The 18,067-nt window shown below is 47.4% G+C and carries 18 protein-coding genes; 5 read left to right on the top strand and 13 right to left on the bottom strand.

Annotated elements, in window-relative coordinates; all coding sequences use genetic code 11:
• Nucleotides 1-198 precede the first annotated feature (198 nt).
• The 6 genes from NYE45_RS11420 to NYE45_RS11395 form a co-directional block, all read right to left on the bottom strand.
• The gene (locus NYE45_RS11420) at nt 199-1,674 is read right to left on the bottom strand and encodes an aldehyde dehydrogenase family protein (protein ID WP_340016692.1); all 1,476 of its coding nucleotides are present in this window, start codon (nt 1,672-1,674) and stop codon (nt 199-201) included.
• Nucleotides 1,675-1,844: 170 nt separating this feature from the next.
• Nucleotides 1,845-2,162 (bottom strand): GNAT family N-acetyltransferase, encoded by a 318-nt coding sequence (locus NYE45_RS11415; protein ID WP_340016691.1) that lies wholly within the window; start codon nt 2,160-2,162, stop codon nt 1,845-1,847.
• Entirely contained in the window at nt 2,132-2,383 is a 252-nt protein-coding gene (locus NYE45_RS11410; protein WP_340016690.1) for a hypothetical protein, read from the bottom strand. The genes NYE45_RS11415 and NYE45_RS11410 overlap by 31 nt, the downstream gene beginning before the upstream one ends.
• Nucleotides 2,384-2,496: 113 nt before the next feature.
• Nucleotides 2,497-2,835: a L,D-transpeptidase gene (locus NYE45_RS11405; RefSeq protein WP_062833875.1), complete on the bottom strand. Its 339-nt coding sequence runs from the start codon at nt 2,833-2,835 to the stop codon at nt 2,497-2,499.
• A gap of 56 nt (nt 2,836-2,891) precedes the next feature.
• The gene (rsgA, locus tag NYE45_RS11400; protein WP_340016689.1) at nt 2,892-4,001 is read right to left on the bottom strand and encodes a ribosome small subunit-dependent GTPase A; all 1,110 of its coding nucleotides are present in this window, start codon (nt 3,999-4,001) and stop codon (nt 2,892-2,894) included.
• Between the two features lie 451 nt (nt 4,002-4,452).
• Nucleotides 4,453-5,046 carry a metalloregulator ArsR/SmtB family transcription factor gene (locus tag NYE45_RS11395; RefSeq protein ID WP_091034982.1) on the bottom strand — a complete coding sequence of 198 codons (594 nt, stop codon included), beginning with the start codon at nt 5,044-5,046 and terminating at the stop codon, nt 4,453-4,455.
• Between the two features lie 177 nt (nt 5,047-5,223).
• Between NYE45_RS11395 and NYE45_RS11390 the strand changes: the two genes are divergently transcribed.
• The 3 genes from NYE45_RS11390 (at nt 5,224) to NYE45_RS11380 (ending at nt 7,599) form a co-directional block, all read left to right on the top strand.
• A complete protein-coding gene (locus NYE45_RS11390; RefSeq protein WP_076330716.1) occupies nt 5,224-6,222 on the top strand; it encodes a YpdA family putative bacillithiol disulfide reductase in 999 nt (332 codons plus the stop codon).
• Between the two features lie 5 nt (nt 6,223-6,227).
• Nucleotides 6,228-6,671 (top strand): DUF441 domain-containing protein, encoded by a 444-nt coding sequence (locus NYE45_RS11385; RefSeq protein WP_062835986.1) that lies wholly within the window; start codon nt 6,228-6,230, stop codon nt 6,669-6,671.
• A 415-nt stretch (nt 6,672-7,086) separates the two neighbouring features.
• Nucleotides 7,087-7,599, top strand: coding sequence for an ADP-heptose synthase (locus NYE45_RS11380; protein ID WP_340016688.1), 513 nt, complete (start codon nt 7,087-7,089; stop codon nt 7,597-7,599).
• Between the two features lie 95 nt (nt 7,600-7,694).
• On the opposite strand, the gene NYE45_RS11375 is transcribed toward NYE45_RS11380, so the two are convergent.
• Entirely contained in the window at nt 7,695-8,144 is a 450-nt protein-coding gene (locus tag NYE45_RS11375; protein WP_340016687.1) for an NUDIX domain-containing protein, read from the bottom strand.
• A gap of 124 nt (nt 8,145-8,268) precedes the next feature.
• Nucleotides 8,269-8,565, bottom strand: coding sequence for a HesB/YadR/YfhF family protein (locus NYE45_RS11370; protein ID WP_017689086.1), 297 nt, complete (start codon nt 8,563-8,565; stop codon nt 8,269-8,271).
• A gap of 486 nt (nt 8,566-9,051) precedes the next feature.
• Here NYE45_RS11370 and NYE45_RS11365 point away from each other — a divergent pair, with 486 nt between their 5' ends.
• On the top strand, nt 9,052-10,797 hold the full coding sequence (locus tag NYE45_RS11365) for an ABC transporter transmembrane domain-containing protein (protein ID WP_340016686.1): 1,746 nt from the start codon (nt 9,052-9,054) through the stop codon (nt 10,795-10,797).
• Between the two features lie 12 nt (nt 10,798-10,809).
• Nucleotides 10,810-12,900: an ABC transporter ATP-binding protein gene (locus tag NYE45_RS11360; RefSeq protein ID WP_340016685.1), complete on the top strand. Its 2,091-nt coding sequence runs from the start codon at nt 10,810-10,812 to the stop codon at nt 12,898-12,900.
• Between the two features lie 184 nt (nt 12,901-13,084).
• Here the strand turns inward: NYE45_RS11360 and NYE45_RS11355 are convergent, their stop codons facing one another.
• From NYE45_RS11355 to argS, 5 genes are all read right to left on the bottom strand, one after another.
• A complete protein-coding gene (locus NYE45_RS11355) occupies nt 13,085-13,711 on the bottom strand; it encodes a YdcF family protein (protein ID WP_340016684.1) in 627 nt (208 codons plus the stop codon).
• On the bottom strand, nt 13,708-14,253 hold the full coding sequence (locus NYE45_RS11350) for a hypothetical protein (RefSeq protein ID WP_062833868.1): 546 nt from the start codon (nt 14,251-14,253) through the stop codon (nt 13,708-13,710). Before NYE45_RS11350 ends, NYE45_RS11355 begins: the two co-directional genes overlap by 4 nt.
• A gap of 99 nt (nt 14,254-14,352) precedes the next feature.
• Nucleotides 14,353-15,063 (bottom strand): hypothetical protein, encoded by a 711-nt coding sequence (locus NYE45_RS11345; protein WP_340016683.1) that lies wholly within the window; start codon nt 15,061-15,063, stop codon nt 14,353-14,355.
• Nucleotides 15,060-16,115: an ATP-binding cassette domain-containing protein gene (locus NYE45_RS11340; RefSeq protein ID WP_340016682.1), complete on the bottom strand. Its 1,056-nt coding sequence runs from the start codon at nt 16,113-16,115 to the stop codon at nt 15,060-15,062. Before NYE45_RS11340 ends, NYE45_RS11345 begins: the two co-directional genes overlap by 4 nt.
• Before the next feature lie 5 nt (nt 16,116-16,120).
• Nucleotides 16,121-17,851, bottom strand: a complete 1,731-nt coding sequence (argS, locus tag NYE45_RS11335; protein ID WP_340016681.1) for an arginine--tRNA ligase — start codon at nt 17,849-17,851, stop codon at nt 16,121-16,123.
• Nucleotides 17,852-18,067 lie beyond the last annotated feature (216 nt).

Here is an 18,067-nt window from a genome sequence, read left to right as displayed (position 1 = left end):
TGTATCCATAAATAACCAGATAGAGACAGCCCCAAACAGCTTTTTTACTCTGATGTGAAACAGGATTTTTATGAGGTGTACAATTGTGCAAAAGCCCGTCCCACCAAGCTGGATACGGACTTTTGCATGATTTGTCGATCTATCGGTAACCCATTGTGATCATCCAAAAGTGACCCTGTTAATTCACCCTTTTTCGACTTATAATACTCCCGGATAATCCCGATACTGGTGCTGAATACTGATCCAACGCGTACGTGTAAACTTCTCAATTGCCCAATCACCGCCGAAGCGTCCAATTCCCGATGCTTTCTCACCGCCAAACATCACATGTGCTTCATCGTTCACAGACTGATCATTCACATGCACCATACCAGACTCAATACGCTGGGCAACCTGATATCCTCGATTCAGATCTTTGGTGAATACGGAACCACTAAGTCCATACGGGGTATCATTCGCCAAACGCACAGCTTCCTGCTCATCCTGCGCCTTCATGATTACTGCCACTGGACCAAACAATTCCTGCTGCACAATATCCTGTTCCGGTTTAACATCGGCAAGTACAGTAGGAGAAAGCACACTGCCTTTACTGGTCCCTCCTAGCAATAACCGTGCTCCTTCAGCTTTGGTTTTGTTCACAAGCTCCAACAATCGTTCTACCTCTTTTTCCCGAATGAGAGGACCAACCAGTGTTTTGGCATCCGCCGGATCACCAGCCTGAACATTCTTCGTTTTGGCAACAAATGATTCGACGAATTGGTCGTAAATATCGGCATGCACAATGAACCGATTCAGAGCCATGCAGATCTGTCCCTGATGCAGAAACTTGCCAAAGACCGCCGCTTCGGCAGCTCGTTCAATGTCCGCATCTTCCAGCACAACCATGGCGTTGTTACCGCCTAGCTCCAGTGCCGTTTCTTTCAAATGTTCACCCGCCAATTTGCCGATTCCCTGTCCAACTTCCGTAGAACCCGTAAATGAAATTACTTTTGGAACCGGATGAGCGACAAAGTAATCCCCGATCTCGCTGCCACTTCCAGCAACGACATTAAGTACGCCCTCAGGTAGACCGGCTTGTTCAAACAAATCGGCAATGAGCCAGCCTGCTGTAATCGGAGTGTCCGATGCTGGTTTAATAACCACGCCATTGCCAAGAGCAATCGCCGGAGCTACGGATCGCAGGCATAAATGCAAAGGGAAATTCCATGGTCCGATGACACCAATCACTCCCTTGGGCTCCCGAACCACACGGTTCTCTTTGCCAGGAGTATTGGATGGGATAATTTCACCCTTCATTCGATAAGGAAAAGAGGCTGCTTCATCCACAATGCGTTTGGCAGCTGCGAACTCCGCCTCCGATTTGATACGAGTACTCCCGGATTCCGTGATCAGCAGTTGAATGATCTCCTCTTTCCGCTCTGCCATCAGGGAAGAAACTTTACGCAGTACCTCTTCCTTCTCAGCGGGTAAAGACTTCGCCCATTCTATCGAATTTTTCTGAGCTGATTCATAAGCTTTATCTATGTCTTCTTTGTTGGAAGAACGCCACGTGGCAATAACTTCACCCGTATAAGGGTTGATATTCTCCATTGTTTTCTCGCCGGAGCCCTCTACCCATTGGCCATTAATATATTGTTTCGTCCATGTTGTATGTTCGGTGTCCATTAAAGTCATTGGAATACGCCTCCTGATCAAGATTAAATGTCACACCTTCATAACGGTGTAATACATCATTAACCTTGTTCAGAATTACGCAAACGTGTAGACCTGAAACAACCTTCCATTCCCTGAAGCTTAAGGAAAACAACACAATCCACAGTATTTTTCCGCCCCCTGCGCATCTTTCATCTGTCAGGCAGGCTCTTCTCTCCAAAGAGGTTCAAGTCTTCCCATCCGTAGCCAACTTCGATCAGATCTTGACCAGCGATGCGGATGGACTGTGTATGGACTGGAGTACCTCCCATCTTCTCATAGAAGCGGCAAGCTGAATTACGTTCCAAGGCCCATATGATCAAACGTTTCATATTAAGGGTTCGCAGATGATTAACCACATGTGTAGACAGTCGCTGACCTATGCCCGTTTGTTGAACTTCCTTCAGCAAATATATGGCGTACAGCTCTCCATCATAAGCTAATTTGCCTTCACGCTCCTTACCCCACAAGCAAATCCGACAATGTTCCCATCAGGCTGTTCAGCTACTACCAAGATCTGATCCTTTTCGCCAGAGCGAATATGCTTTTCCCACTGAGACAATCTTGATTCTGTAGTCAAATGATCCAAAAAATCATCGGGCACAATTCCGCGATACGTTGTTTTCCAACTCTCCGTATGTACATGGGCTATTCCCTGCGCATCCCCTTCACGCGCCTGCCTGATCTGCATGGCTATCACTCGCTTTCTCTCGTAACTGCCGTAGTTTTACCATATTATATGTTCTTATTTCTATAATTCCAAACTCATCCATTTAAGCACCTCTTATAAAGTAAAATCCGGCCCTACGGCCGGATCGTTACCCTCGTGCCTACCGATACCTTGGAAGACAGATCCAGTACATCCGAGTTGTACATGCGTATACAACCATGGGAGACGGATTTGCCAATGGACCATGGCTCATTTGTTCCGTGTATGCCATAATGGGGTGCAGACAGTCCCATCCACAACACGCCAAATGGTCCTCCTGGATTGGATTGTTTGTTAATAATAGTGAATTCCCCGCTCGGAGTCTGTGTGAGCATCTTTCCGGTTGCCACAGGATAACCCTTGATCACCTGATTGCCATCCAGAAGATATAACATATGGTCAGACAGATCGACAATGATCCTGTAATCTGGCATAATGACATCCCTCCTGACCTATCTTATGCAAGATAGCAGATGATGCCCGCCTGATTTCAGGCTTCCTCCCACTCTTTCACACTACGGGAGTGCTTGGGTTTGCGACTACTGGCCGGTTTGCTGGAGGCTGTACGCCTTCTCGTTGCCACTTCTTCTTTACGTTGCTGATATTGCAATTCCTTCTGCATCTTCAGATAATTGCTCAGTCTTTTTTCATCCAATGAACCATCCTGGATGGCCTCTTTCACTGCACATCCAGCTTCCCGTGTATGACTGCAATCCAGAAATCTGCACGTGGCGGCAAGTTCTTCAATTTCTCCAAAAGCATGCGACAATCCATCACTGCCCTCATCCCAGAGATTAAGCTCGCGCATTCCCGGAGTATCGATTAATACAGCTCCCTGTGGAAGTACAAACATCTCCCGGTGTGTTGTCGTATGTCTCCCACGACTGTCTCCCTCACGGACGGATTGTGTAAGCTGCACATCCTCACCCATCATCCAGTTCACCAGCGTAGACTTGCCACTGCCTGAAGATCCTGTGAGCGCAACAGTCAACCCTGGTTGCAAATATCTTTCCAGTAACGATTTGCCTTGGTCCTCCACAGCGGATATCGCGAGCACTTCAACGCCTGGAGCTACTCCTTCTACACTTCGGATCTGTTCCTCCACATTGTTGCACAGATCACTTTTGCTCAGGACAATGACTGGTCTTACCCCACCATTCCAAGCCATCAGCACGTATCTTTCGAGCCGTCTAAGGTTGAAATCATGATTAAGTGCTGCCACGATCAGCAGTGTATCTACGTTCGCGGCGATTAATTGTTCCTTGGTCACCGGACCTGCGGCCTGTCTCGATACCCGGCTCTGACGTGGCACCAGATGGTGAATAATTGCTTCTTCGCCTGGTTGACCCGTAATTGCCACCCAATCCCCAACCGCTGGTACCAAGCTGGTCTCCAGACTATCATGACGCATTCGGCCGGAAATTCTGCCCCAGCATTCGCCCTCTTCTGTAATCAAACGTTGCAGATGTCCATGGTCTGCGATAATTCTGGCTGGCTTTCTCTCCTGCTCTTCCATTCCTGTCTCTTGCCACCGTTCCTGCCACTTTGCAGACCAGCCGTACTTCTTAATATGGTTATCTAAAATAAAAATTCCTCCCAAAATAAGTTACTTACTTCGTGCAAGCCGAGTGAACCATCATCTCCGGTGTTCAGATCAAAACAAAAAACCACGGGTAAGAATACACCCGCGGCAATAAGTAGTTAGCCGAACCACAGAGCTACCCCTTCATCGTTATACCGGACATAATACTTAACTATCCGCTATAAATAATTCAGGAACACCCTTTTATCGGCAAACAAAAAAGCCACGGGTGCGTCACCCGTGGCTTCATCTGAGCATGTTACGATACTTCACGTTACAATGGATAGTGCTACCCACTTAACGCAAAATTACATGCATTGATCCGTTCCGGAGACGCTGTTCATATTCAAATTAACGTATACAGCATTTAAGTTTGTCATAAACAATCGCCTCCCTTGTAGAATTATCCATTATGTTACACACTACACTTTGCTGTTGTCAAGCCCAAAACTATTTTACCAGTCTTAATCTATTTGACCTGATCCCAACGCGTCCACATCTCCTTCGGATTCAATTCATAGATCTCCTCTTCCCGGTACATGAACTGATGCATGATAAACTCCCGCCGAATGGTGGCGAAATCCTCATGGTATTGCTTTATAAACGTATTGATTTCTTTCTCCGTATACTTCCGACCAAATTCAAGCTGCTCGACCAAGTGACCAAGTACAATCAGCTTTTTCTTGTATTGAGCTGGAATCTGACGCAATCGTCCATCTTTGGAGAAAAAATTTCTCATGACCGACGCTTTCAATGTTTCGTTCACATCACTCATATCCGTAACCTCCTCTCGTTTAAAGATAAAATCAACAGAAGCCTGTGCATTTTCGCGGATAAACGAAGGATTGAGTGTGAAATACACGGTATTTTTCTCCCGTCGTTCCTTGATCAGCGCCGCCTCTCTCAGCTTGGAAGCATGATGTGTCACGGTTGGCTGTGACAGATTGAGCCGCTCGGCAAGGGCCTGTCCGTGCAGTTCACCCTGTGCCAACAGCAGCAGCATGCGAAGCCGGGTCGGGTCAGCCAACGCTTTATGATAAGCCACAATTTTCTCCAGCTGCATCATCGTTCATCTCACTTTCATTTAGATAAATGTCTAATTTGATATTAGTCTTTTCTTTTCTCCACGTCAACTCCTTTGGATTCAAGGAAGCCTGTCTGGGTTAACTCACGCTTGAACTGGCATTAGCCCGTTATTTACGGTAGGATTATATTGCTTGAAATAAGGAGGATTAAGAACATGGAAGATGTCATTATTATCGGCGGAGGCCCATGCGGTCTGTCTGCTGCCATTGAATGCGAGCGGCTGGGACTGTCCGCTGTGATTGTTGAGAAATACAATATCGTCCAATCTATTTATCTGTATCCAACCCATATGCAGTTTTTCAGCACAGCCGAGCTGCTTGAGATCGGAAACGTCCCGTTCAGCACACCTAATGATAAACCGTTTCGTTATGAAGCACTCGCCTATTATCGCAGGGTAGCCGAACATTTTGGCCTGCGTGTTCATAACTATGAGGAAGCCCGTGAGATCAAACGCAAGGATGATGGCACGTTTGAGGTACATACGCTCAATCGACGCGGGGAGGCCATCGTACATGTTGGACGCAATGTAGTTGTAGCTACCGGTTATTTTGACCATCCTAATTATCTAGGCATCCCTGGAGAAGACAAAGATAAAGTAACCCACTACTTCCGGGAAGCCCACCCTTATACCCGTACGCGTGTTGCCATTATTGGCGGAAGCAACTCCGCGGTGGACGCGGCCATGGAACTGGTACGTGTCGGAGCACATATTGATATGGTTTATCGCGGCAGTGGCCTGTCTGAACACATCAAACCATGGGTACGTCCACTATTCGAAAGCATGGTGACAAAAGGCCGTATCACACTGCATCTGGAATCACGCGTGAATGAAATATTGGATGATTCGATTCGTCTGATACACACGGATGGTTCCACTAGTGAACTGGATAACGACTTTGTTCTGGCCATGACCGGTTTCCGCCCGGATCGCCATCTGCTCGCTTCCGTAGGTGTAGAGATGTCCGATGATATGGATAAACCCGTATATGATGCACAGACGATGGAAAGCAGCGTACCTGGTATATACGTGGGCGGAGTCATCGCTTCGGGGCGTAATGCCAATGAAGTCTTTATTGAATCCGGACGCTGGCATGGTAGGTACATTGCGGAACATATCGTTAGCAGACAACGTGGACAGACTGAAGGGAAATGAAGACCATGGACATGACTTCCCTGCTGTTGCTCGGATTTGCAGCCCTCGGGATTATCAGCAGCAACACACCGGTGACCGTAGCGATGGTATTTCTGTTGTTGCTACGAGTCCTGAACCTGAATCAGGCATTTCCATGGCTTGAAAAATACGGACTTACACTGGGCATTATCATTCTGACCATTGGCGTAATGGCACCTCTTGCCAGTGGCAAAATGAGTTTGCAGACGATCGGCGAGTCTTTCCTGCACTGGAAATCACTGCTCGCCATTGGCGTAGGATTACTAGTGGCTTATCTCGGTGGACGCGGTGCTACGCTGATGGGTACACAACCAACTGTCGTTGCCGGGCTGTTAATCGGAACGGTACTCGGCGTTGCCCTGTTCAAGGGTGTGCCTGTGGGGCCATTGATTGCGGCGGGAATTTTATCATTGCTACTGGGCAAATCCTGATCCGGGTTGTGAGGGTGTAACCTGACATGCTCTGCAGATTGGCTGTATTTCCCATCGTTGTGTGATATACTTCTATTCATGCAAATCATGTACACGAGTCTACAGCAGAATAATCCACATTAGAGGTTGTTCAAAAAGTCCGCTTTTGATTACGAAGGATGCCCAGAGGCATCATCAGCATCGAATATGGAATTCAGCCGAAATAAGCGGGAGGCTTACGAAGTATGTTTCCGAAGGAAACATTTTGGTTGCTCACGTAGTTTTCCCTACGCTCCGCTACTCCATTTCTAGCTTCATCCCATCTTCTCGGTACTGAAAACCGTCCTATTTGAACACGTACTATTATGGTTATGCTGTTGCAGGAAATTATAGATTCACTTTGCAACTATTAATGGCGCAGGAGGATTAAGGAACCATGTCACGTCAGTTTATTACAGAAGCCGTGATGGTGGCCATTTACGGTCAATTGCTAGCGCCGCCCGCGCCTGTTGAATATATTGTTCCTTATACCACCATCCTTGAGCTATATGAATTCCAGACCAGTCCTGATCCCATGATGGATAACCCGGCAGATGACCAGCATGTGAAATCCAAAATCAATGAAATGATTTCTTATTTCGAGGAACCACTGAATAAGAAAAAAATAGAGCGTGCATTACTTGTTCCATGGGCCAAAAGCCCCTCCATTCTATTTGGTGACCATGTATCCATTGCCATTATCAATGCTGTAGATACGGCACAGTACGGAGAGTATTTCGATCCCATCGAGACCGAACTGCTGCTGACATCTCAGCGCCTGAGTATCCCGATTCTCACCGATCAGGTTGAACTGATTGCACGCATCATTGAATCGGAATCACCTGTACAGGTATTTGATATTGATGATTTTGATTTTGCGATGGATGATGAACCACTGGATCAGGTGTAATTCATCACGGAGTGCACGGAAATCCGAAAACAAAAAATGACCTTAGTACCCACTTTATCGTGGATACCGAGGTCATTTTTGCGTCAACACTTATTTTATTCCGCAATATCCTGCGCTAACAGGATTCGGCTAATCTCATTCAGAGGTGGTAACGACTCCAGCGCAAAAAACTTCAGACCCGCATCACTATTTACACGCGATTCCACAAGGTCATCCTGAATGATCTGTGTCCGGAACAAGGCAATGACATAATACTCTTCATCTCCGCTCGCATGCAGATACCGAAGATCAGGCCCCGAATGCAGACCTTCCAGTGTCATGTTATCGGTCGTCCAACCTGTCTCTTCCCATAACTCCCGATGTGCAGCATCCTCAATGGCTTCACCTGGACGCATCTCACCGGCTGGCATACGCCAACAACCATGCTCAGCGTGCTGAATCAGCAGCAATTCACCTTGTTCGTTCTCAGCCCGCACCGCCGCTTTTACAACAATATGAGAGCGTTTTGCGATATACTGGGCCAAATCTCGGGCTGGCAGATTCACTGCTTATCCCCTCCTCCTACTCGGAAGCCGGTGGCGACCTGTGATTCATCTATTGCTTTGCAGAATACTTCAAGGATTAGGGCGTGTCTCAAAATCTGCTTCCTGCAGAGTTTTCAGACACACCTTATATTTCAGTATAGCGATATTCGATATCCTGACCTTCATCAACGATATCCACATGCAATTGGTGCCCTTTCAGATACCAATAATCGTGATCTTCCATAAAGAATTGAATCCCCGACACTTCGGTTTGATCCGCAGGATGTCTTGGTTTCTCCACAGCAATGCCGAGCGAAAATCCAGGGTGAAGACCTCCGCCAGAGCTATAACGGGCAAAAAATCGGATGCTGTCTCCCTCGTTCAAATTCAGTTCTTCCTTGTACCAGCGAGCAGCTTGATCGGATACATGTATGGTACTCATTTGGTGTCAGCTCCTTCTGTATATATATGTTCCATCATATCGCTACAAGGACCTGAATACAAACCCGAGTGACCACATAAAGACAAAATAAGTTGTGAAAAATGTTTGACAGATTGTAAAAGCCGGTGTTAAGATGCAAACATACGAGGTCTACATTGCATTTATTTCCAAAAAAAGAAAGGGTGATTACGGTGTTTAACAAACATATGATAGGTCTATTCAGCACACAATTAAATACCGGAGCACACCCGAAATCATTATTCTGTTCATAAGTCGGCATGACAAGGCGTTCTTTCATTAGAACCTCTGTGATGTTTACTCACAATCGAACTTATGTATGGTAGCGGCTCTGTTCTCCGAGCCATGCTGCCGTATGATTATATGAAGACATACCGCCTGCGTGCGGTATGTCTTTTTTTGTGGGTACAATTCGGCATACATGAACGGAATCTGCATTTCACGGACATTGAAAGGAAGGGATAACACTTGTTCTCTGTACTTAAAAACCTGGCCTGGTTCTTCCGGCTGGAACGCAAACGATACCTGACCGGTGTCATTTTGCTCATTCTGGTGGGCGTTGCGGAACTGCTGCCTCCCCGTCTTCTTGGCAATGCCATCGACGAGATTGTGCGCGGTTCCATTACCGGCACCTCACTTACCCGTTATATCTTGCTTATTCTGGGAACGGTCATCATTATCTATCTGGTTACATACGTTTGGATGCACAAACTGTTCGGTGGTGCCAATCTCGTGGAGCGGCTGCTTCGTTCACGCTTCATGGACCACTTGTTACGGATGACTCCTCCCTTTTTTGAGAAAAACAGAACGGGAGATCTGATGGCTCGGGCCACCAATGATCTTCGTTCCATTGCCACCACAGCAGGCTTCGGCATGCTGACCTTAACAGACTCTACGGCCTTTCTGGCCACCGTATTGTTCGCAATGGGCTTCCTGGTCAGCTGGAAACTGACCCTGGCGGCAATCCTGCCTTTACCTTTTATCGCCATTGCCATGATGATCTATGGTAAAGCTGTACATCAACGTTACACTTTGGCACAGGATGCATTCGGAGATATGAATGACCAGGTGTTGGAGTCCATCGCTGGTATTCGTGTCGTGCGCGCCTATGTGCAGGAACGTCTGGACGAGAAACGGTTCGCCGATGTGACCGAAGATGTATATCGCAAAAACCTGGCCGTTGCCAGAATGGATGCCCTGTTCGAACCAACCATCCGACTCTTCGTTGGACTCAGTTATGTGATTGCACTTGCCTACGGCATATATCTTGTATTCCATAATGAAATTACCCTGGGAGATCTCGTATCGTTCAATATGTACCTGGGGATGATGATCTGGCCCATGTTCGCCATCGGCGAATTGATTAACCTGATGCAGCGCGGTAGCGCTTCACTTGATCGGGTCAACGAGACTTTATCTGTAGAACCTGCTGTACAAGATGTAGAGCAACCTGCTCATGTTACGAATCCGGAAGAAATTGCGATGCAGGATGTTACCTTCCGTTACCCTAGCTCCACTGTCGACAATCTCAGTCATATCAGCTTTTCACTGCGACGTGGTCAAACATTGGGTGTTGTGGGTCGTACGGGCAGCGGCAAGTCTACTTTGCTCAAACAACTGCTTCACGAATACCCTGCCGGTTCGGGCACATTAAGCATCTCGGGTCATCCCATTCAGGATATCGCCAAAGATGACTTGCACAGCTGGATTGGGTACGTACCACAGGAACAAGTCCTGTTCTCCAAATCGGTTCGTCAGAACATTCAATTTGGTAAACCTGGTGCCAGTGATGAAGTGATCATGGAAGCCATTCGTACCGCCGCTTTTGACGGAGATCTGGGAACCTTGTCTGATGGACTGGATACACTCGTTGGTGAAAAAGGAATCTCTCTGTCCGGTGGACAGAAACAGCGGGTATCGCTGGCGCGTGCCTTTATCGCTAACCCTGATATTCTGATCCTGGATGATGCCTTGTCTGCTGTCGATGCACGTACTGAAGCTAAAATCATTGAAAATGTTCGCAACAAACGCTCGGGTAAAACTACGCTGATCTCGACTCATCGCCTGTCCGCTATCGAACATGCTGACCGAATCATCGTACTGGAGCACGGGAAAATTACGGAAGAAGGCACTCACCAGGAACTGTTAGCCATGAACGGATGGTACCGTGAACAGTATGAACGGCAACAGGTCGAGTCCAATCTGTCCACGTAGGAGGTCAATTCATTGAAGTCTAATACAGGCAAAAGGCTGCTTGATTACGCCTTAAAAGCCAAAGGAACATTTATCGCTGCTTTAATTATGCTTACCATTGGTGTTGCGGCCGAGCTTGCCGGGCCGTTCATCGCCAAATCCATGATCGACAATCATTTGCTCGCGATTGAGCAGCCTTTCTATGAGACGACAGCTTCGGATGAAGCCGCAGTCTATAACGGTAAGAACTACAAACGCGAAGGATTGTTCGAACCGGATGAAAACAAAGGTTCTGAAGTGCGAGTATTACAAGCCGGTAGAAGTTTTTATTTTGTAAATGAACCGGTCAGTGCACCTGACGGGGACCGCGTCTATGCGGATGGGACCCTTACGGTTACACGCGCAGGCGAAGTGACCGGCCAATATGCGGCAGCCCCCCTGTCCGCTGGTGAACTGTTTGCTTTTTACAAACCGGAGATGCCCAGCATCTATCAATTAATTATGTACTACATGATCTTCCTCGTGATCTCGGTCATTATGGAGTTCGGTAAAACATTCTGGCTGCAGTCTTCAGCCAATAAAGTCATTCAAAGACTGCGTAACGATGTGTATGCCCATATTCAGCGACTGCCGGTGCACTTTTTTGATAATCTGCCCGCAGGTAAAGTTGTATCTAGGGTCACGAACGATACAGAAGCCGTCAAGGATCTGTTCGTTGCCGTTCTTTCGAACTTTTTCTCGGGTATCATCACAATTACGGGTGTGTATGTCGCACTCTTCCTGCTCGATGTTCGCCTCGGCTTGATCTCATTATTCGTCGTGCCGATGCTCATTGCGTGGATTGTGCTCTATCGCAAATTCGCCACTCGCTACAATACGATCATTCGATCACGACTGAGTGAGATCAATGCAATTATTAACGAGTCCATTCAAGGGATGTCCATTATCCGCGTATTCCGCCATCAGAAACAAACCAAACAGGAATTCGAAGATCTGAATGATGACTATATGAAACACCAGAACAAAATGCTTAACCTGAATGCCTTCACCTCACACAACCTGGTTAACGTATTGCGGAATATCGCCTTTGCGGTTGTCCTGTGGTACTTCGGTTCCAGCGTGTTGGATGGCACAAGTATTATCTCACTGGGTGTTCTGTATGCTTTCGTCGATGTCCTGGGCCGCTTGTTCCAGCCGATTACCGGCATGGTGAATCAGCTCGCCAACCTCGACTCCTCCCTCGTATCTGCTGGTCGCGTCTTTGAGTTGATGGATGAAAAGGGAGAAGCCGTAACCGATGGCTCCATGCCAAGATATAAGGGAAATGTCGTATTTGACGATGTATCCTTTGCCTATAAAAAGGATTACGTGCTTAACAATATCTCGTTTAAAGCATCCCAAGGTCAGACGGTCGCTCTGGTCGGTCATACCGGTTCGGGTAAAAGCTCAATCATCAACCTGCTGTTCCGGTTCTATGATCCGCAAAAAGGCAAAATCACGATTGACGGTCAGAATGTCAAGGATCTACCCAAACAGTGGATTCGGGAGCACATGGGGATTGTACTGCAGGACCCGTATCTGTTCACAGGCACCATCGCTTCCAACGTCAGTCTCGGCGATGAGAAGATCTCCCGTGAACGAATTGAACAGGCGCTGCGTGATGTAGGGGCCGAACGCATACTGGCTCATTTGCCTCAAGGCTTTGACGAACCTGTCATCGAAAAAGGAAGTACATTGTCCGCTGGACAGCGTCAATTGATCTCCTTCGCTCGGGCACTGGCGTTTGATCCGGCCATCCTCATTCTCGATGAAGCGACTGCCAATATTGATACGGAAACGGAAGCACTAATTCAGAACGCACTCGAAGTCCTCAAAAAAGGACGTACCACCTTCATCATCGCTCACCGTCTCTCCACCATTCGTTCGGCAGATCAGATTCTGGTTCTGCATCGCGGGCGTATCGTTGAGCAAGGTGCACATGATGAACTGATGGAGCTTAAAGGCCGTTATTATAAAATGTATCAGCTCCAGCAAGGTGCGCAAGCAGCAGCGAGTGCAACCAGCGAGAATCCGTCGGGTGAGATCATTCCAACCTCAACCTCCTTTGCCGGAGGCAATGCATAACATAGTTAATACAGAAATTCTTGTTCTAACTAATCAGAAATGATATGCGCTCAACAGGCAACACAAAACCGATCTACACGGCTACCTTAGGGGTTTGCGGTACAGATCGGTTTTTTATTTTTATCTGGAGCTATGCTCCGATACTGTGTATTTCGTTCAGACAAAAAACAATCCGCGCACAACCTCACGGCAGCTGCGGATTGTCTATCCATCCTTTGATCGTATACCCCATATACATCACGGTCTCTCTTGCGAGAAAAGGAAACTTGCTGCGCCAGGTTCGATAAGCCGTAGTTCGTGTTGGAGAAGGTACGGCATCCATACCCAGTCCGGTAGCCAGCTTCATGGCCCGTTTCATATGTAAAGGATCACTCACAATCGTATACGTTTGATAACCGGCCTGTTCACCAATCGGAATTGAATTGATCAGATTCTCCTCGGTGATTCGAGATTCGGTCTCTACGCGAATGTCCGCTGGATCTACTCCTTGTGCAATGGCATACTTCTGACCTACTTCAGCTTCCGTATGTTCTCCATCACCACTTGACCCGCCTGTAAAAATCAGATTATGAACGGTGCCCTGACGGTATAATTCAATCCCATGTTCAATACGTTCACGAAATACAGGTGAAGGGTTATCCCCCTCCACGGCTGCACCCAGAACGATCGCTGCATCCGATATCCTGGACGAATCCTCATCCGTATATGCCAATATACGTGCTGCCGTAACCACAGTCCATAGAATTCCAACCAATACTACAGCCAGAGCCGTAATAACAATCCGTCGTTTCGTTTTGCGTTTGCTTTTCATTCATTCTCTTCCAAAGCCCTTGCGTGCATGCTCTCGGCATGCATACGTTCCAGCGTTTGCAAAGCTGCTGCGGATTCAGCATCCAGACCAAGCTCTGCAATCCAGGCACCCGTATATTGCTGAAGACTGATCTCCAGCTCCTGTGCACGGTCTTTGAAATCCTCCAATTCCTTAATCATGCGTGATCGCCCTTCCGGACTGAATGTCTCATGGATTCGTTCCTTGAAGTAATGATGTACGATTCGGTTACGTTGCTGCCACAATTCATTCAATTGGTGAGTCTCTTCCTCAGAAAAGGTGAAATGATGGCGTACCTCATGAATGAGCTGCCCTAGTGAACTGCTCATTTTTCGTTCGTACAGATCTTCCAGATCCTCTTCAGATACGGCCTTGCCTTGAGACATTTTCATTAATAAAATCAGATTGACCAGCTGCTGTTCAAGCGCCTGACCGTAGTACACGGCCAATCCGTAATAGGCAAACAATTCCCTGGAGTGTTCGCTGTCCAGCATGTCACCATTCTGGATGTCTGTATTTTGCATATGCGAGCGCCCCCTTCAACCGTACAATGTTATCCATTCCATGTCCCTCTATCCTAACCAAACCAAGAGCAACATTCAAGTTATCGGGAAGCGCGGCTTCTAACTCCGTAGATCTCTTCTACCGGACAGCCACACATGGATGATTAATAACCCCGATGCATAGAGCACAGTCCATAGCGTAACCAAAACAAAGGAGTTCATTTTTAATTCATCGAATAACATCATTTCACGAACCTGATAAAAGGCTGGTGGCAGAATGCGCCCAAGCCATTGTAACGATTCAGGTAGACGTTCACTTAAGGAACCCTGGATAAATGATAGTAATAGTACAATAATGAGGGCCGGCATACTACGACTAAGCAAGGGAATGTACGATTTTTGAAAAAATACACCGATGCCCAATCCCAACAGGGATAGCACCAGATGTCCTAACCAAGTCATCATCCACTCCTCACCTGTGGGCTGTCTATCGAACATTCCCCCGAACACGGGATACAGCACAGTGATTGCGGTGAGCATGAATTGCATTATCCAGGCACAGATGAGTTGACTTGTTACAACCTTACGCCTGCTTCCTGCATGAAGGACAAGCAGTTGATACTGCCTCGCAGGTTCCGTATTCATCACCATTACTCCGAGCCAAGCAGCTGCCAGAAATAAGAGCATAGCCGTGACACTGTAACTGTCTGCAATAGGATTAGGTTTGTAGGAATAGATCAGCAGCATGGTGATGATATAAAAGATAACTGGTGCAAAATATTTCTGTGAACGGATGTGATGCCTTAACAAATATCGGGTTAGATAGATCATTGGACCTTTCTCCCCTCAGCGTCCATGGAAGGGCTTAACCCCATAGATTCTGGGACGACCCCACGACTCGAATATACAGCTGGATGTTGTCCTTCCAGCAGACTTTCCATATGTAATTGACTTTCTTCCTGTTGTACAGACACAACCGAACCTCCGGATGCCAGGATCATTCTAAGAACATCATCTGTTGATTTCTGAACCACTTTCCAATCCCACATCCATGAATTTGATTTTTCCGAGCTTGTATTACGAACTAAAGACAGCACTCCCGATTGTTTTAAAATGGATGGATCGTTAGCCAAATCCTCTTCAGCTTCCGTCAGACTTTGAATATGTACAACTGGTTCGCCAGCTTGTAATACATCCTCACGACTCCAGTAGCGGAGCACGCGACCTTTTTTTAATACAACCACTTGGTCTGCCAAACGTTCAATAAGCAATGGTTCATGACAAGCTGTAACGATGGACGTTCCTTCAACCTTCCATTGTCCCAATAGGGATACAACTGCCTCTTGAGCTGGAATATCCAAGCCTGACAACGGTTCATCCAGCAGTAAAAGACCACCCGGTCCAGGTAACAGGGCTTGAATCAGATTTACTTTTTGCAGTGTGCCCTTGGACAGTAGCGGTAACTTCTGATCGATTGCGGTATCCAGATATAAAAGTTCACTAAGTTCTATAATCCGCTCACGTAGTATTTCGGGGCGGATGCCCCGAATCCGTCCCATGTCCCACAAGTACTCTCCAGAGGTGAAAGGTAACCGTGGCAGGCCATCTACTGCATACCCATCAGAACCCTTCATTGTGCGCTGGATCGATCCTGTATCAGGTAACAAACTGCCCGCCAATATACGTAGCAACGTGCTTTTGCCAGAACCGTTTCTGCCCACAAGCACAGCACATTCGCCCTGCTTCACTTCCAGATTAATTTGATTCAGCACCTGAGCAGTACCTAATCGCTTGCTCACTTGTTTAAGCAATATACCTCGACCTGATGAGTCTGGTGTAGCTTGATCGGACTTCTTGAAAAGACCACGTGTACTCCATGTCATTGGGATCACATCCGTTCCGGAGCCTGCACACCAAGCAAATACAGACTGTATGCAAGGCGTTCGGCAGTCCGTTCGGCCAAGGCTACCCGGAAAGATCTTACCTCAGTTGGCGCATCCGCAATCCGTTCAGCGTGATAGAAGCGGTTGAACGCTTGAGCGACATCTATCGTATATTTGGCAATGACCGAAGGCTCATTCCGATGAATTGCTTTTTCCAGATACTCGGGATAATCACTGAGCAGTTTCAGCAATGCCCATGAGGTATCTCCGATACTGGAGGAAGTCGTCCCTGTTTCATTTACATCATCTGCAATCGTGCCGTTAGTCAGATGGTTTTCATTTTCCATACGGCTCGCCTCTTCTGCCTTGGCAAGTACACTTTGAATCCGGGCATGCGTATATTGCACATAAGGTCCGGTCTCCCCTTCAAAACTCACCGCATCCTCCAGTGAGAAGTCCACGTCATTAAGCCGATTATTACGCAAATCTCCGAAGATAATGGCACCGACACCGACAGCCTCGGCCACCTTCTGAGGGTTCTCCAGATTCGGGTTTTTCTCCTGAATAATCTGTAGTGCACGAGCGACTGCCTCATCCAATACTTCTTGCAAAAAGACGACTTTACCGCGACGCGTAGACATTTTCCGTCCCTCAAAACGCATTAATCCAAACGGGATATGCTCACACTTCGCAGACCACTCATGTCCCATACGTGATAGGACCGCAAATACCTGACGGAAATGAAGCTTCTGCTCGCCTCCGACCACGTATAACAACCGATCTGCCTTCATCACCTCATGACGATAAACCGCCGTAGCCAAATCCCGTGTAGGATAGATTGTTGTTCCGTCTTTTTTGATAATCAGGCACGGAGGCATGTTCTCGTCCTCCAGACGTACCACGAGTGCTCCATCACTCTCTTCAAGTAAACCTTTCGCCTTGAGTTCTTCGACCACCGCGCCCATCTTGTCATTGTAAAAGCTTTCCCCCAGCGTATGGTCAAATTGTACGTTCAGACGTTCATACATCCGGTTAAATTCCTTCATGCTCACTTCCACAAAGAACGCCCATAACCGCTGTGCTTCTTCATCCCCTTGCTCCAGCTTGCGGAACCACTCCCGTGCCTCAATCTCCAGAGAAGGATCGTTCTCCGCCTCATCATGGAAGCGCACATACAGCTCCAGGGACGTACGGATCGGATCTGCCTGCAAGGCTTCATCATTGCCCCACCTTTTGTATGCTGCGATCTGCTTGCCAAACTGGGTTCCCCAGTCTCCCAGATGATTCACACTTACGGAGGTATAACCGGCTTCGTTGTACAACCGATACAATGCTGCACCGATTACAGTAGAACGCAAATGTCCAATTCCGAAGGGTTTCGCGATGTTAGGGGAAGACATATCAATCACAACACGTGAACCTTGACCAAGCTGAAGCTTACCAAATGCGGCATTCCCCAGTTCTTTTAGCAGATTCGGCGCGAGCTTTTCCCGATTGAAACGGATATTTACATACGGCCCGGCGGGAGTCGCTTCAATGCCAGAGGCCTGCAATCCAGTTGCGAGCTCGGTCGCAATGACTGCGGGTGCTTTTTTTAATGACTTCGCCAATACAAAACAAGGGAATGCTGCATCCCCCATCTCCGCCTGCGGTGGGACCTCCAGCAATCTCATAACCTCTTTTTCATTCAATCCCGTTAAAGGGGCAATATCGGCCGCAGCCTGTTTCATCAACATGTCGAACACTCCTTATCCATTCATTATTAGCTGAAAATAAACACAAAAAAGCTCTCGTCTCTACATAAGAGACGAGAGCTGACTTAACAGTTCCCGCGGTACCACTCTAGGTGAACAGCTACTCTTAATATGCATCAACGCACATACCAGTAGAACCCGTTCCGCTCGATGCGTATAACGGTCGCAAACCGGATTACCCTCAAACAGATAGGGCCT

This window comes from Paenibacillus sp. FSL K6-1318, assembly GCF_037976905.1.
In the GTDB taxonomy this organism is placed as follows: domain Bacteria; phylum Bacillota; class Bacilli; order Paenibacillales; family Paenibacillaceae; genus Paenibacillus; species Paenibacillus amylolyticus_A.
Note: the sequence above shows the minus strand (reverse complement) of the source record. Positions and strands in the feature narration are given on the sequence as shown.